This window comes from Roseofilum sp. (assembly GCF_982964205.1).
The window spans coordinates 1-15,272 of record NZ_CEZBFX010000031.1; the positions used below are offsets into that span (position 1 = coordinate 1).

The following is a 15,272-nucleotide window of genomic DNA, read 5'->3' on the forward strand; positions in this document are numbered from 1 at the left end:
CATTAATTTAGGACTCGGTAGAGCGCAAGGAACCTATCAAGGGATAACTAGAGAAGGGTTGTATTGGTATAATGAGCAAGGAGAGCGTTATTTAACTCCAGAAGAGCAATTGTTATCAGCAAGGCAACAGATAGCACAATTAACCGAAAAACTGAGGGAATTGGGAATCGATCCCAGTAGCTTGGATTCATGACCACTCACTCTTAACTGACATTAACCCATTCCCGATCGCCTATGACTGAAGACAATACGATCCGCATCCGAGGAGCGAGACAGCATAATCTCAAGAATATCGATCTGGAATTACCGCGCGATCGCCTCATTATCTTCACTGGGGTGTCCGGATCGGGGAAATCTTCCCTCGCTTTTGATACCATCTTTGCCGAAGGTCAACGGCGCTATGTGGAGTCCCTGAGTGCCTATGCGCGGCAATTTTTGGGTCAGGTGGATAAACCGGATGTGGACAGTATCGAGGGGTTGAGTCCAGCTATTTCTATCGACCAGAAATCAACCTCCCATAACCCCCGCTCTACGGTGGGGACAGTGACCGAAATTTATGATTATTTGCGCTTGTGGTTGGGTCGTGCGGGAGAACCCCATTGTCCTATTTGCGATCGCTCCATTGCTCCCCAAACCATCGATCAAATGTGCGATCGCATCATGGAGCTTCCCAACCGTACTCGCTTCCAAATTCTCGCTCCTGTGGTGCGCGGTAAAAAAGGAACCCATAAAAAACTGCTCTCTAGTTTAGCCTCCCAAGGATTTGTGCGGGTGCGCATTAATGGCGAAGTCCAAGAATTTTCCGATACTATTGAACTGGAGAAAAACCGCAAACACGATATTGAAATTGTCATCGACCGACTCATCATCAAACCCGGATTAGAAGAGCGATTAACCGACTCCTTAAGTACCGCGCTCCATCACGGGGAAGGGATGGCGATGATTGAAGTTATAGGAGATTCAGAACCCGAAACTATCCTATTTTCGGAAAACTTTGCCTGTCCCGAGCATGGCGCTGTCATGGAAGAATTATCCCCGCGATTATTTTCCTTTAACTCTCCCTATGGCGCTTGTCCCGACTGCCACGGTTTAGGAAGTCACCGCCAGTTTTCCCCAGCGCTGCTGATTCCTGATACAGATGCTCCTTTATTTCGCGCGATCGCACCCTGGTCAGAAAAAGAAAATACCTATTATTTATCCCTACTCGACAGTGTGGCAGAAGCCTATAATTTTGAATTAACCACATCGTGGAAAAATCTGACTTCTGAACAACAAGAGATCGTTCTCCATGGCACAACCGAAGAAATCTATCTCGAACCCCAATCCGACTATCGGCAAACTTCCGGTTATTATGCTCGCTTTAAGGGAGTTCTCCCTATTTTAGAGCGGATTTACCATGAAACCGGCTCAGACTTACAAAAACAGAAGCTCGAACCTTATCTAATTGATAAAATCTGTACATCTTGCCAGGGAAAACGGCTGAAGCCAGAAGCCTTATCCGTCCGCTTAGGACAATATCATATTCACGATTTAACCCAGATTTCCATAGCCGATTGTTTGGATAAAATTAAGCAACTTCATCTATCCGAGCGCCAAGCGAAAATCGGCGAACTCGCTCTCAAAGAAATTCAAGCTAGACTGAAATTTTTAATCGATGTCGGTTTAGACTATCTCACCCTAGACCGTGCTGCCATGACCTTATCTGGAGGAGAAGCGCAACGCATCCGGTTAGCCACCCAAATTGGAGCTGGGTTAACGGGAGTGTTATATGTATTAGATGAACCCAGTATTGGCTTACATCAACGGGACAATTCTCGCCTCCTGCAAACCTTAACCCAATTGCGCGATTTAGGCAACACCTTAATCGTCGTCGAACATGATGAAGAAACGATTCGCAATGCCGATCACTTAGTGGATATTGGCCCCGGTGCAGGGGTTCATGGTGGCGAAATTATCTCTCAAGGAACGCTACAATGCTTACTCAATAATCAGCTATCCTTGACGGGGGCATATTTATCCGGTAAACGAACAATTGAAACGCCAAAACAACGCCGAGAAGGGAACGGGCGATTGCTCCTAATCAAAAATGCCCATAAAAACAATCTCAAGCATATCAATCTAGAAATTCCATTAGGTAAACTTGTCAGCATTACCGGAGTCTCTGGTTCCGGGAAATCCACCTTAATTAATGAACTGCTTTATCCCGCACTCCAACATCATTTAAACCGGAATATTGCCTTTCCCCAAGAATTAGACAAAATCACTGGGTTAGATGCCATTGACAAAGTGATTGTCATCGATCAATCTCCCATTGGTAGAACCCCAAGATCCAATCCTGCCACTTATACCGGTGTTTTTGATTCCATTCGTGCTATTTTTGCTGAAACCATTGAAGCCAAAGCCAGAGGATATAAACCCGGACGTTTTTCTTTTAATGTTAAAGGTGGACGCTGTGAAGCCTGCGGAGGACAAGGGGTAAATGTGATTGAAATGAACTTTTTACCCGATGTTTATGTGCAATGTGAAGTGTGCAAAGGAGCCAGATATAACCGAGAAACTCTGCAAGTGAAATATAAAGGGTATTCCATTGCAGATGTTTTAAACATGACCGTTTCTGAAGCCTTAGAAGTCTTTCAAAATATCCCCAAAGCCGTTAACCGCTTGCAAACCTTAGTCGATGTCGGATTAGGATATATTCATCTCGGACAACCGGCTCCCACCCTCTCTGGAGGAGAAGCTCAACGGGTGAAATTAGCCACAGAATTATCCCGCAGAGCCACAGGAAAAACCCTCTATTTAATTGATGAACCCACCACCGGACTCTCATTTTATGATGTCCATCAACTGCTGAATGTTTTACAGCGCTTAGTGGATAAAGGTAATTCTATTATTGTGATTGAGCATAATTTAGATGTGATTCGTTGCTCTGATTGGATTATTGACTTAGGCCCAGAAGGAGGGGATAAAGGAGGGGAAGTCGTGGTAACGGGAACTCCAGAAGAGGTCACACAATGTTCTCTGTCCTATACAGGGTTTTATTTGCGAGACGTTCTAGGCTAGAACTCGTAAAGTGAGCCATTCCATATTGAGATTTTAATTGATTTAATAGCGGGGAACGGAAGGATCAACTAAATAAGAATAGGCATCAATACCACCAGATAGGTTTTTAAGATCGGTAAATCCCTGATTTATGAGCCATTGGCACATTTGTTGGGATCGCATCCCATGATGGCACATCACCACCGTTGGCTTATCTTTGTCAAATCGGGCATGAATTGCTTCTGACCATTCCCGAAACTGACTTAAAGATAGCACTTCAAATCCTTCAATCTGAGCCAGATCGACTTCCTGTGGTTCGCGCACATCAATAAATTGCCAGTTGGCTCGCTCTTCGTCGCTCAAGTTCGCTAATTTTTCCACACTAAATTCTTCAATCATCATAGGTTGGTATTCCTAAAACTGACTTAACTATTCTCGTGGGAAGATTCCCGAATTTGCCGTCGAGTTGGAGAACGTTCATCTCCAATGATATCAGAAAATAAAGCAATCCGCTCAGACATCTGTTGTTGCACATTTTTGGCTTCTTCTTCTGATTCAAAGGGCGAAGATGACCGAGAAAAAGACGGGGAACGCTGCGTTTGAGCTGCCTCTTTTTCTGCTTGCCATTGTTTAAGACGTTGCTGAGAAACCTGCTGATGGTTTTTCATATACTGAGACCAGAATCCAGTATTTAGTTCATCCATCGTGCGTACAATTGACCAAAACTCCATTAACATTAAGTTATGGAGCATTTGATCGTTACGTTTCAAAACCCGGATGGATTCAGTAATTTGTCGGTAAAAATCCCGTTGGGAGTCTGAAGACTCATTCTCTCGACTCAATCTCATTACCCACCTTATTCCCTGATACTTGGGATTATCATAGATCAGAATTCGATCGCCGTGCAGTGGGAAGTTTGCAAGAATATGGCAAGATAGGGAAAATGCTGGTGAACTCGACACGCTCGATCCCTCTATGCTTATTCCCTTAAATCGCAGCCGGTTTGAACAACTGATTCCTCTTATCGGGACAGGCAATCAATACAAATACTGCTGGGGTAAGTTTCCTGACCTCCTCAGACGCTTACTCGCCTCAGTTTTGGGCGCTCTGGTGATCTTCTTTGGCCGGCTCTCAGCTTTGGGAGATAGTTTTGAGTTACTCTTATTTTTGATTGGGATTACGATCGGAACCTATTGGTTATGGGGGCCGATTTTCTGGGCTAGTCGCCGCAATGCTACATACCGAAGATTTCCCTATAGCGGATTCTGGCGCGGTCAAGTCTTAGATGTGTTTGTGACTGATGAATTAATTAATACAGAAGAAACGGTAAATAATCGTGGAGATTTAGTGATTGTCGAAAACCGGGAACGGCGTTTAAATCTGGATTTAGTTGATGAAACTGGCTTTGAAACCCGTTTTCAAGTGCCTATCCGTCGCCAATACCGAGCTATTGATGTGGGTATGATTGCGGAAATGGTGGTGATGTCTAATCAACGGGATTTAAGCCGGATTAATCGCATATCTGATGTTTATATTCCTCAGCTTAACTTGTGGGTGAGTGACTATCCCTATCTACGCCGTGATGTGTTTTTAGATGTGAGCAAAACCCTACGCCGGCAGTCTATGCGCTCGGAAACTCGCCCGATGCGCCGTCGGCCTATTCCTCAACAGCGCAATGATGAGTACGATCTTTAGTCTGGGCTTTTGAGCTGTTGAGAGCGCAAGGTTTGTAAATCTCGAACTTGTTCGGTTACATGGATTAAAATCTGATTTAAGCTGGTTAGGGAGTCTAACTCTTTTCCGGAAAACTGAGTATCTCCATGGGCTTGATCGCGGATCTCATTTAATTTCTTCTGTAATTGTTGGGCGATGGTTAATGCGTCTCTGCCCATGGTGGTTAATTGCTGTCGTTGGTGAAACTTTAAAGCGGCTCCCCGCAAGACTTGTAGTGTTGCTTCTTCCCCTTGTTTTCCTGGCATTACCCGCAAACGCAATAATAATCGTTCTTCCTGATAGTAGCGTTCGAGTTCTACTTCTTTCACTGTTTTGACGGGAATTAGGGGTAAGCGACTGAGTAATTTGAGTTCATGAATTACCCCCTGAAACAGTTCTAAGGGTAGGTTGTCTAAAACAGATTGTATGATGCCGTTTAAGCTCCATAAGACTCGCCCATGGTGAGGATGACGTTCAAAAAATAATCGTCCAATACCACCGACTAAAACTCGACTGAGTAATTCTTGCCATAAAACAGAGGGAGGAAGCGTTGCCAGCACGTCAACAGGACTGCATAAATACTGGGCTTGGATTTTTAACTCGGGTAACCCTTGCGTGGGGTTGGGTTGATCGACTGGAGGAGAAGGTTTGGGGGTAGGGTTAGACTCAGGAGTTGCTCCTTTGACTAAGGCGATCGCATCTTCGGTATCTAAAACTAAGGTGGGTCGGTTTTGCCAATGCTCGGATTCTGAGGTACTCTTAGACGCTGAAGTGGGCTTTGAAGAAGGCTCAGGTAAGGCAGGAGGGGATTGTTGTTGAGTACTGATATGATTGAGATAGGCTTTAAGGATAGATTGGTGTAAGTCTGAGGAAATCTTTTGAGTGACAATGGAACATCGAAGGTACGATAGGATTTGACGGCAATACGTGAGAGCGCTATTGTCTTCTGGATCGACCATTCCTAATCTGACTAAACTTCCTTCTACGACTAGAGGTAAGACTTGATGATAAAGGCAGGCTTCAAAGGAGAGAACCCGATCGATCAAAGGAAAGAGGCGATCGGTATCAATATTAAGAGTAGAAATTGAAGAAGAATGATTAAAGGCAGGAGGGGGTAAGCTCATGATCGGTGCTGGCAATAATGAGGATGGGTGTTCGCGGTAGATGTTACAACTTGGAATATTTCCTTCATCCAAGAACTTCGACAAAAGCAAATTCAGAAGAACGAAAGTACACTTAGGTATATACTTAAGTAGCCAGTTACACCCTGATCAGAGGATTTGAGTTTTGCACAAAAAGTGTTTAGAGATTCCGCAGAGATTGAGCGGCTAAATATAGCTTACTCCATTCTGCAATGACTTGACTGGTTTTCCAGTTTAAGATTTCAGCAATTTCATGGGGTAGAGTTCTGGCTCTGAGCAGTTCGAGTAACTGTTTTTGGGTGGGGGTAAGGCTGTCTAGATAGGTTTGCCATTGGCTTGGGGTTAAGCCTAAGCTGTGGTCTTGAAGGGAGATATCTAACCAATGACTGACTAATTCTGGGTTCTGTTTGATGGCAAAGATGCGAATAGCATGATAGCTTACTTTCTCTCGTAGGCGATAAACTTGTTTTACAGATAGATCGAGTAGGGGCGCAATTTCTTCTTGGGTGCGTCCTTGAAGATAGAATTTTAGCCAATTGGCGGCTTTTTCCCCTAGAGCTTGGTGTAGGTAGGCTTGAAATTCTTTGGCGACGGCTCTTTGATAGCGTTGTTGTTGCAGATAAGTTTGAGTGTCTTGATATTCGACGATCGCCTGGCGATCTAAGAGACTGATTGGATCGTCGCTCTCTTCTGAGCTGAGTTCTTCGGAAATGAGTCGCACTAAGTTACCGGTGGGAATATTTGTCATTCCTCCGCGCTGGCTACGCCGCAGATAGTTGAGAAACCGATAGAGAAGCAGGGGTTGATTGCGAATGGGGCGCAGGCAGTATTCTTCTAAGGTGGCTAAAATGAGGGTATTTTGTAACCATCGCTGGGGGATAATTTGTTGGATTAAACCCATTTGTTGTTTGAGATAGCGATCGCTCTGTAATAATTCTTGAATGACTTCTTGCAGCACATCCACTACACTGCGTTGGCGATCGCGACTTAAGGCTACCCAGGTGCGAATTTTATTGCGAATCAAAAATAAGCTCGCTAACCGCTTCATCAGTTTTCTGTAAGCGACTTCTGGCGCTACGCCTAAGTACCGGTCTCGTAAAATTCGATAACGGTAGTCCATGGCTGCTACAGCAATCTCCCAATCTTCCGGATTGAGATCGAGCAAGCGATCGGGATTTTCCCCGATTAACCAGTCAATAATACTCTGATGCACCTCCTGAGAATACTCAGAACATTCAATTTTGAGGCGCGATCGCCAATCATCGGTTAATTGTTTCAGAACGCTCATCAGACTCACCGCTTAGAGACGCTTTTGCAAAAAGAGACGCTTCGGTTTCCCCAACAGAAAGTTACTCCAACTGAGTTCTACCTGTTGCAGACGATAGCCCACCTTATAGTAGAGACACCGTGCGGGATGGTTATTCTCTAAAACATGGAGATAAATTTCTTCACATCCCCATTTCAACGCCGTTTTTTCACAATGGTCTAGCAGTTCTTGAGCCAACCCTTGATGACGGTCTTCTGGTTTAACCGCTAAATTAGAAATATAAGGATATTGGGCAAACTGATTCCAGTCTGACCAAGACCGTAAAGAGACTTCTACCATTCCCGCTAACCTCTCTTGTCTAGTGACTCCCCCATTACCTGAGTGTTTTTGGGACACTGCCACCCAACAACTATAGTAGGGAGAAGCGTTGCACCATCGTTGTTTTAGGTCTTCATAGATTCCCCAACGAATCAGGAGACTTAACCAACGAAACCACACTTTCCACCCTTGGAACGTGTGGAAACACTCGGCTAAAAGGTCACTGAGACCTTTGAGATCTTGGACTTGAGCCATACGGATGGCATAGCGCTCATGCATTCAGAATAGGGAATGGGGGATAGGGAATAGGGAATAGGAAAAATCCTATGTTTCCGATCTCTGGATTAGGGATAGGTCTCGATCAAAGGCGATCGCCTGCATATGACAACGCAGGGGTAGACTAGAGTCTTGGAGTTGTTCTTCCAGGGTTTGGAAAACTGGACGACCGGGCAACCCTAAAGGAAGACTACCATAATAGGGTAGGAGTAATCCGATCGCCATTACCCAAAATAGGGGGGTAAACTCTAGGGGAGTGTGAGATCCTATTTTAGAAAGTTTGTAAGGGTTCAGGGGTTGGTGAAAAGTTAGGGGAAAAGGATTCATCAGAAGCTCCTGAATTTTGATCGTTTAAGTAGATGGTGCGGATATCAGTGGGTAAAGCTGCTTCTAGGGCAGCGAGTCCTTGTTGTAATTGGGTTTTCACGCTGAAGGGAGAAATGGATTCTCCTTCAGCTTGTAAATAGGCAGCTATCCGGGTTTCACTCCAGTGGAAGGTCTGAGAGAGTAGAATCATTAACCGCAGAACGGGTTCTAATTGATCCATCGCTTGTTCAACATAGCACCACAGAGGGGGAGAACACTCCTGAAGGTTGTAATAAATAGATTCAACCGGGGGCAACTCCATATTGTTGATACAGAAAGCCGTGAAGTTAATCAGTGCATTTTGTAAGGTTAGAGGCCGATCGCCAGGCTGGGTATTAGCGGAGTGTAAATGGAGTCCTCCTAGTTCATAATAGATATGTCGCCAGGTGCAAGCAAATAGGTAATCAGCTTGTACTGGCGATCGCGCTGAATGGGAAATAAGAGTATAAACGATGGGATTATAGCGACAAAAGATGGCTGTGAAGTATCGCCCTGACTCTGGATGGCGCTGAAATAAGGTGAGCAATTCTTGATCGCTGTAGTGAGTCAGGGACTCAATTAGGGGATGCTGAGTTTCGAGAAACTGGGGCAAATGCATGGCTATGAGGCTTCACGCTTGCAAACAGGGCATAGGGACTTGACCTCCTCACCTGGCTCAAGGCACGGTGATTCCTAAACCTCACGATTTAGGTTTCTGCTTCTCCCACATCTGCGTACACGACTAACTCTTGTTAGTTATGTTCCCGTCTTACGTCATGTCCACAGACTTTCGACCCAATGAGAGAGTCCCGATTCCGCAGAGCAATGCGGTACGGAATTTTAAAAGATACATGTACTTGTTGCTTAGAGCTTTTACCCAACCAAGCGTTCCTGGTCAGAACCCCATAACCCTAGTTTTCAAGATGTTAATATCGAATGCTTGGTTTTTGCTTTTCGATATCCTTCTACTTTAGCAAAAAGAAGTCAAGCCGTACTCTAGTTTATTGCGGCATACGCAAGAGCGATCGCCAATCGGTTATTATCAAGATTCTGGGCAACCCTAACCCTACATTTAATGAGTTAGTCCAGTTTCGCAACCAATACATAATTAAAGGATAAGGATTTCTATTGCTGATAATGGGCTGGGAATTAGGGAGGACGATCTCCAGAAAATATTCAATCCTTTTTTTACAACTAAACCAGTGGGTCGAAGTACAGGCCTTGGATTATCGATAAGTTATCAAATTATTACTGAACAACATGGTAGAGAATTACACTGCAATTCTAAATTGGGCAAGGGTACAGAGTTTGTGATTGAGATTCCGATACACTAGATCTGTGCCACGTTCCCACTCAACCCATGGATATTACCGCACAACTGAATCAGATTATTCGCGCTATTCAAGGACGACAGCTCCAGGAAGCGGCAAACCTTTGCGGGCAGATATTACAGCAGTATCCGCAAAATGGGCAAGCGTGGCATCTATTAGGGGTAACGTACTATAGCGCAGGGGACACAGAAAAGGCGATCGCCGCTTATGAAAATTCCCTCACAGTTGATCCCAATCAACCGCAAACCCATAATAATCTCGCTACTGCCTTAGCTCAAAGCGATCGCCCCATAGAAGCACTCAAGCATTATCAACAGGCGATCGCCCTTGCGCCCGACTATACCGAAAGTTACTATAATCTCGCCAAAACTTACAAAACCCTGGGGAATCTAGATTTAGCTCTTCAGAATTATCAACAGGCACTGCACCTTAATCCTGACTATACTCAAGCGCGGCAAAATTTGGGCAATCTCTATTTAGAACAGGGAGAATATGACCTAGCTATTGTGGAGTTAAAACAGGTTATTTCCCAAGTTCGAGATCGGGCCAGCATTCACCATAGTCTCGCCTTCTGTTACCATCAAAAAAATGATCGAAAAAAGGCAATTTCCCATTACCAAAAGGCGCTAGAACTTAATCCCCAATATACCTCGATTCATGCCAATCTCTCGTCTCTACTCCATCAGGAAAACCAGATCGAGCAAGCCATTCCCCACTATAAAACTGCCTTAAGCCACGCTCCCAATTCACCCAAACTCCACCACGATCTGGCTGTTGCTCTGGGCGCTCAGAAGCAGTTTGAAGTGGCAACCGATCACTATTATCGATCGCTAGAACTCGAACCTAACTCACCAGAAGCGCATAATAATTTAGGGGTAGCCCTGAGTCAACAGGAAAAATTTGAAGAAGCGATCGCCGAATATCATCGAGCGCTAGAACTTAATCCTCATTATCCAGATGCCTATAATAATCTCGCCGTTGCTCTGGATAAAATAGGCGAATATGATGGGGCGATCGCGGCTTATCAAACCTGTATTTCCCTAAAACCTGACTACGCTGAAGCCCACACCAACCTCGGAATAGCGCTCCTACTCGCTGGGGATTTGAGCAACGGTTGGGCAGAATACGAATGGCGCTATCAATGGCAAACCGCCAGCAATCATAGACCCGTTTATCAACCCCGATGGAATGGAGATCCATTTGTAGGACGAACTTTACTATTGTATTGTGAACAAGGTTTTGGAGACTGCATCCAGTTTTTACGCTATTTACCTCTCGTCCAAGAGCGCGGAGGAAAAACAATCTTGGAATGTCCTCGACTGCTGATGGGTTTGTTTGAAACCTTTATAGAAGAACATGCCTCAGATCCCAAGAAAAAGGTCAGGTTAGTAGCACGGGATCGACCCTTACCCAATTATCATATCTGGGCCCCGTTAATGAGTTTGCCCTATATTTTTGGAACCACTTTAGATACTATTCCTGCATCTATTCCCTATCTTCGCGCTCCAGTTAGGGCAGATTCAGAAAATTTATCGTCTTACCCAGAGATAGATCGACTCGTTCCTACCGTGGATAAGGCTATCCGAAAATCAGATCATTTCAAGGTAGGGTTAGCCTGGGGAGGAAATCCCAATCATGGTAACGATCGCCAACGCTCCTGTCAATTCACCGATCTTCTGCCCTGGTTAGACATAGAAGGAATTGACTTTTACAGCTTGCAAAAAGGCGATCGCGCCCAAGAACTTGCAGGAGTAGAAAACATAACCAATCTTGACCCCATTATCCAAAACTTTGCCGATACCGCCACCCTAATTGACGAACTCGACTTAATCATTACTGTGGATACCTCCCTGGTGCATCTCGCGGGAGCCATGGGCAAACCCACATGGTTATTACTCTCCTTCGTCCCCGACTGGCGCTGGATGCTCGATCGCGAAGATAGCCCCTGGTATCCCACCGTCCGCCTCTTTCGGCAACCTGCACGCGGAGACTGGCATTCTGTAATTACTGCGGTTAAAACCCAATTAGTTACCTGTAGGGAGAGGTTCACCCAGGATGTACAAGAGTCGCCCAAATCTCAATTAACCCGCCCCACTACCACCCAGGACACAGAATTAATTGCCTCCAGCGTCAGTGCAGGGGCGGGTTCACCAAACGACTTATCTAACCCAGATCTGCGTGAACCCGCGCCTACCGGCGATCGCAACATCCCCCGAAGCGGAATAGGTATCACTTGGCAACTAGGAAACCATACTGGATGGGGAATATACGGACTCAATTTAGCCCTACAACTGGTGAAAAACCGAGAAACATTCCCTCATTTACTGGTTCCCCCTGGAAATATCCAGAACTTGCACCCCTTGCATCAAGTTCTCTTGCGTCCGGTATTTGAGGAGCAAAAAATCCTTCAGCGCTTCTTAAACCAGTCCTTGGGTAAAGCACTAAAATCTGATTTTCCCATCTTTCATGGTTTAGGTCATGGGTTGGGAAAGTCACCCTTAATGGAGCATGTGTACGGTCATTCTTCAGTAGGGATTGTATTTATTGAAGATACCCACCTGGAGCAACAGGCGATCGCCAACGCCAAAACCTACGATCGCCTAATTGCCGGTTCCAGTTGGAACGCCGAAGTTCTGACCAGTGCTGGAATTTCCCATGTGGAAACTATTTTACAAGGCATCGATCCCACCCTATTTCACCCCGCCGCTAAACTGGGAATTTGGGGTCAAGACCGCTTCGTGATTTTTGCTGGGGGTAAACTCGAATACCGCAAAGGACAAGACCTCATCATTGCCGCCTTCAAAGCCTTTCACCACCGCCATCCAGACGTTTTGCTAGTCACCGCTTGGCATAATGCTTGGCCCAGTTGGATGGTAGGATTAGACACCACTGGGAATGTGGAAGGATTACCTCAAATTAGTCAAGATGGCGTGTTACAAATTATGCCATGGTTGCAGAAAAATGGCATCCCGGCTGAGGCGGCGATCGCCCTCGGTCCCACTCCCAACCACCTCATTCCCCAAATTCTCCGAGAAGCTGACGTAGCTATATTTACCAGTCGTGCAGAAGGAGGAACCAACTTAGCAGCCATGGAATGTTTAGCCTGCGGTATTCCCACCCTTCTTTCTGCAAATACCGGCCATTTAGACTTGCTCAACCGAGGTGCAGGTTACCCCTTAAAAACTCAATATCCCGTAGCTTCTCATCCCCATTTCCAAGGGACAGAAGACTGGGGAAACTCAGATATTGAAGAAATTTTAGAAACCTTAGAATGGGTTTACCACAACCGCACACAAGCCAAAAAACAGGGGAAACAATTTGCCAAGATTATGCAAGCATTGACCTGGGAACAACAAATCCAGAAACTGTTATAGCCCATTGCGCTGTCATGTATATCTAGCCAAAATCAATGAAAATAATTGTATTGAAGTCAATGATATTTGCTTTGAAACCCTTGTACCCAGGCAAGACCCAATAAATAAAAAAATGAAATCACATGAACCTTTTGAATACTCACTCGTATTATATCATACAGAAATCCAGGAATGTTGAATGTTAGTTTAATACCGAAAAAAAGAGGATAAAATATGGTATTTTACCCTCTAAATTTGTGTCAGCTCACTTGAAGCTGACAGGATTTCTTGGTACAATTGAGCGAAGATTTTTAGTTTTTGTAGTCTGTACTAGACCCTTTTACTCCTTTAGCGTTCGGGAAGCGATTCCGTTATTCCACAATAGTGCCTACGGCCCATCTAAAACGGCATCTTGGATATCTTGACGACTCAGGGAATATTTAAAAGCTCTTTTAATATTACTGCCATCACTAGCTGCATTTAAGTAACAAACAATTAACTGTTCGGTTTCTAAATAAATTTGTGCGATCCAACTGTCATGTTTTAATCGCCAACAGTGGAGTTCTTCCCTATCTTGTTGACCGCCAAGTTGAGATAACCATTGTTCAATTTGTGGAAGGGGATGGTTGTATAGGGGGGTGTCAGAAGTAGGGAGGGACATAGACAGAGAAAAAGATAAAAAGCGATAAACCTATGGAGATGGAGGTAAGGATAGGGTGGGTGAAATCAATTCAGGATTCACCCAGGCAATCGCGATCGCCAATCCTAAACATAGCATAAACGTCAGTCCCAGAATAAACAGGGCAAACAGTTCCCCCGACGACAGGGGGCGATAATGCTCCGCATCGCTGACGCGATCGCGCGAATCGAGATAAGCGGAAGAACGATAATCCTGTGGGGAATTCCCCGATCGCAAATCCACAGGAGGACGCACCACATAAAACCGAGAATAGCCCATCGTGCGATCGTATATCCTCCGACGCTCCGGATTACTTAACACCGCATACGCTTCATTCAGCTCATGAAAACGCCGCGTTGCCACCTCTGGATCTAAATCCGTCGTATCGGGATGATAGCGCTTGCTCAACTCCCAATACGCACGCCGAATTTCCAACGCAGAAGCCAAAGGATGAACCCCTAATCGAGTATAGTGAGTCGATAAAACCGTTTTTTGACGTTGATCGGAAGAACTAGAAGAAGAATGATTCACGGATGAGCGTTTAGATAATAAAACTGAACAAATTTAAGGGATTTTGAATGAGCTTAAGCAAGGATGGGGTTATTGTATCAGATGCGATCGCCTATGAGTTTACCCTGCCAGATAAGCTGAAGTACCATGATTGAAGCCCTTACAGGAGTATTACCCCAATGACCTCAGTTAAACTCTCTATTGGTAATTATGCCCCCGTTTTCATACTGCCTTGTCAAATGGGGGGCAAATTTGACAGCCGTCACGCCCAGGGTGCTGCCATGCTCTGGCTATTCTTTCCAGAGATTACCAGCCCAGAGTCTCAAAAACTCCTGTTAGATCTGCAAGCTCTACAGGAACAATTCAAACCCTGGGATCTCACTGTCATTGGCATCAGTACAGATCCCCTAGAATCGCTGATGGAATTTACCCAAACCCATCAATTTCCCTTTTTCCTGATTTCTGACCAAGCAGCGGAAATGATTCAGGGGTTAAACTTAGTGAAGCCTGATTTACCTCCTGGACAAATCCAATCGAAATTTTGCTCTCTTTTAATTCATCCCAATTGTAAAATCCTCAAAATTCATGAGGCGTTTGATCCTTCTACCCACGCCACCCAACTCTTAGAAGACTTAAAACAGCTTCTCGCCCCACAAGAACCTCAGCATCTCACACAAATTGCCCCAGTCTTGTTAATTTCTAATGTCTTACCCCCTGAATTTTGTCAAGAATTAATTGAAGTGTGGCGAACCCAAGGTCATGGAGATTCAGGATTCATGGTGCAACAGAATGGAAAAACCGTAGGTGAGTATGATTATACCCATAAAATCCGTAAAGATCACTTTGTTAGCGATCCAGATTTAATCAATCGCCTACGCTACTTTATGATTCACCGAATTCGTCCAGAAATCCTTAAGGCCTATCATTTCGATTTCACCCGCTTTGAAGATTTTCGTATTGCTTGTTATGAATCGAGTCGGGGGGGATTTTTCCGCAGACATCGGGATAACACGACTGCCGCAACTGCCCATCGTCGATTTGCCATGACTTTAAACTTAAATACTGAAGAGTATGAAGGTGGATATTTGCGCTTTCCAGAATATGGGCCACATTTGTATCGCCCAGAAACGGGTAGTGCAGTAATTTTTTCCTGTAGTTTACTCCATGAAGCAACGGATGTGACGGATGGAGATCGCTTTGCCCTACTTTCGTTCTTCTATGGTGAAAAAGAAGCCCAATTACGGGAAGAAATGATGCAGAAGTCAGCCGCAATTTCCTCTTAACTTTCTTAGGTCACTG

General features: G+C 44.9%; 13 protein-coding genes and 2 pseudogenes. 6 read left to right on the top strand and 9 right to left on the bottom strand.

The window, feature by feature from the left end; genetic code table 11:
* Both AC3A14_RS10120 and uvrA read left to right on the top strand, forming a co-directional pair.
* Positions 1 to 193: pseudogene (locus tag AC3A14_RS10120) on the top strand (hypothetical protein); the annotation flags it as partial.
* A 41-nt stretch (positions 194 to 234) separates the two neighbouring features.
* Entirely contained in the window at positions 235 to 3,060 is a 2,826-nt protein-coding gene (uvrA, locus tag AC3A14_RS10125) for an excinuclease ABC subunit UvrA (protein ID WP_318732465.1), read from the top strand.
* 42 nt (positions 3,061 to 3,102) lie between these two features.
* Here uvrA and AC3A14_RS10130 read toward each other — a convergent pair whose 3' ends face one another.
* Entirely contained in the window at positions 3,103 to 3,441 is a 339-nt protein-coding gene (locus AC3A14_RS10130) for a rhodanese-like domain-containing protein (RefSeq protein WP_318732464.1), read from the bottom strand.
* A 23-nt stretch (positions 3,442 to 3,464) separates the two neighbouring features.
* Positions 3,465 to 4,001: a hypothetical protein gene (locus AC3A14_RS10135; RefSeq protein ID WP_318732463.1), complete on the bottom strand. Its 537-nt coding sequence runs from the start codon at positions 3,999 to 4,001 to the stop codon at positions 3,465 to 3,467.
* Between the two features lie 13 nt (positions 4,002 to 4,014).
* Here AC3A14_RS10135 and AC3A14_RS10140 point away from each other — a divergent pair, with 13 nt between their 5' ends.
* A complete protein-coding gene (locus AC3A14_RS10140; RefSeq protein WP_318732462.1) occupies positions 4,015 to 4,734 on the top strand; it encodes a phosphate ABC transporter permease in 720 nt (239 codons plus the stop codon).
* Here AC3A14_RS10140 and AC3A14_RS10145 read toward each other — a convergent pair.
* The 5 genes from AC3A14_RS10145 to AC3A14_RS10165 form a co-directional block, all read right to left on the bottom strand.
* Positions 4,731 to 5,876, bottom strand: coding sequence for a GspE/PulE/PilB domain-containing protein (locus AC3A14_RS10145; protein ID WP_318732461.1), 1,146 nt, complete (start codon positions 5,874 to 5,876; stop codon positions 4,731 to 4,733). The two genes, AC3A14_RS10140 and AC3A14_RS10145, sit on opposite strands and share 4 nt — an antisense overlap.
* A gap of 178 nt (positions 5,877 to 6,054) precedes the next feature.
* The gene (locus AC3A14_RS10150; RefSeq protein WP_318732460.1) at positions 6,055 to 7,182 is read right to left on the bottom strand and encodes a HetZ-related protein 2; all 1,128 of its coding nucleotides are present in this window, start codon (positions 7,180 to 7,182) and stop codon (positions 6,055 to 6,057) included.
* 12 nt (positions 7,183 to 7,194) lie between these two features.
* Positions 7,195 to 7,758 (bottom strand): GNAT family N-acetyltransferase, encoded by a 564-nt coding sequence (locus AC3A14_RS10155; RefSeq protein ID WP_318732459.1) that lies wholly within the window; start codon positions 7,756 to 7,758, stop codon positions 7,195 to 7,197.
* Positions 7,759 to 7,803: 45 nt separating this feature from the next.
* A complete protein-coding gene (locus AC3A14_RS10160; RefSeq protein WP_318736445.1) occupies positions 7,804 to 8,082 on the bottom strand; it encodes a hypothetical protein in 279 nt (92 codons plus the stop codon).
* Entirely contained in the window at positions 8,027 to 8,719 is a 693-nt protein-coding gene (locus AC3A14_RS10165) for a sigma-70 region 4 domain-containing protein (protein ID WP_318732457.1), read from the bottom strand. The genes AC3A14_RS10160 and AC3A14_RS10165 overlap by 56 nt, the downstream gene beginning before the upstream one ends.
* Before the next feature lie 496 nt (positions 8,720 to 9,215).
* Here AC3A14_RS10165 and AC3A14_RS10170 point away from each other — a divergent pair.
* Together AC3A14_RS10170 and AC3A14_RS10175 are read left to right on the top strand one after the other, a co-directional pair.
* A pseudogene (locus tag AC3A14_RS10170) lies at positions 9,216 to 9,434 on the top strand (sensor histidine kinase); the annotation flags it as partial.
* A gap of 26 nt (positions 9,435 to 9,460) precedes the next feature.
* Positions 9,461 to 12,805: a tetratricopeptide repeat protein gene (locus AC3A14_RS10175; protein WP_318732456.1), complete on the top strand. Its 3,345-nt coding sequence runs from the start codon at positions 9,461 to 9,463 to the stop codon at positions 12,803 to 12,805.
* A gap of 367 nt (positions 12,806 to 13,172) precedes the next feature.
* Here AC3A14_RS10175 and AC3A14_RS10180 read toward each other — a convergent pair whose 3' ends face one another.
* Positions 13,173 to 13,445 carry a DUF3143 domain-containing protein gene (locus AC3A14_RS10180; RefSeq protein ID WP_318701731.1) on the bottom strand — a complete coding sequence of 91 codons (273 nt, stop codon included), beginning with the start codon at positions 13,443 to 13,445 and terminating at the stop codon, positions 13,173 to 13,175.
* 30 nt (positions 13,446 to 13,475) lie between these two features.
* Positions 13,476 to 13,994 (bottom strand): J domain-containing protein, encoded by a 519-nt coding sequence (locus tag AC3A14_RS10185; protein WP_318732455.1) that lies wholly within the window; start codon positions 13,992 to 13,994, stop codon positions 13,476 to 13,478.
* Positions 13,995 to 14,152: 158 nt separating this feature from the next.
* On the opposite strand from AC3A14_RS10185, the gene AC3A14_RS10190 reads away from it, so the two are divergent.
* Positions 14,153 to 15,256 carry a redoxin domain-containing protein gene (locus tag AC3A14_RS10190; protein WP_318732454.1) on the top strand — a complete coding sequence of 368 codons (1,104 nt, stop codon included), beginning with the start codon at positions 14,153 to 14,155 and terminating at the stop codon, positions 15,254 to 15,256.
* The last annotated feature ends 16 nt before the right edge of the window (positions 15,257 to 15,272 follow it).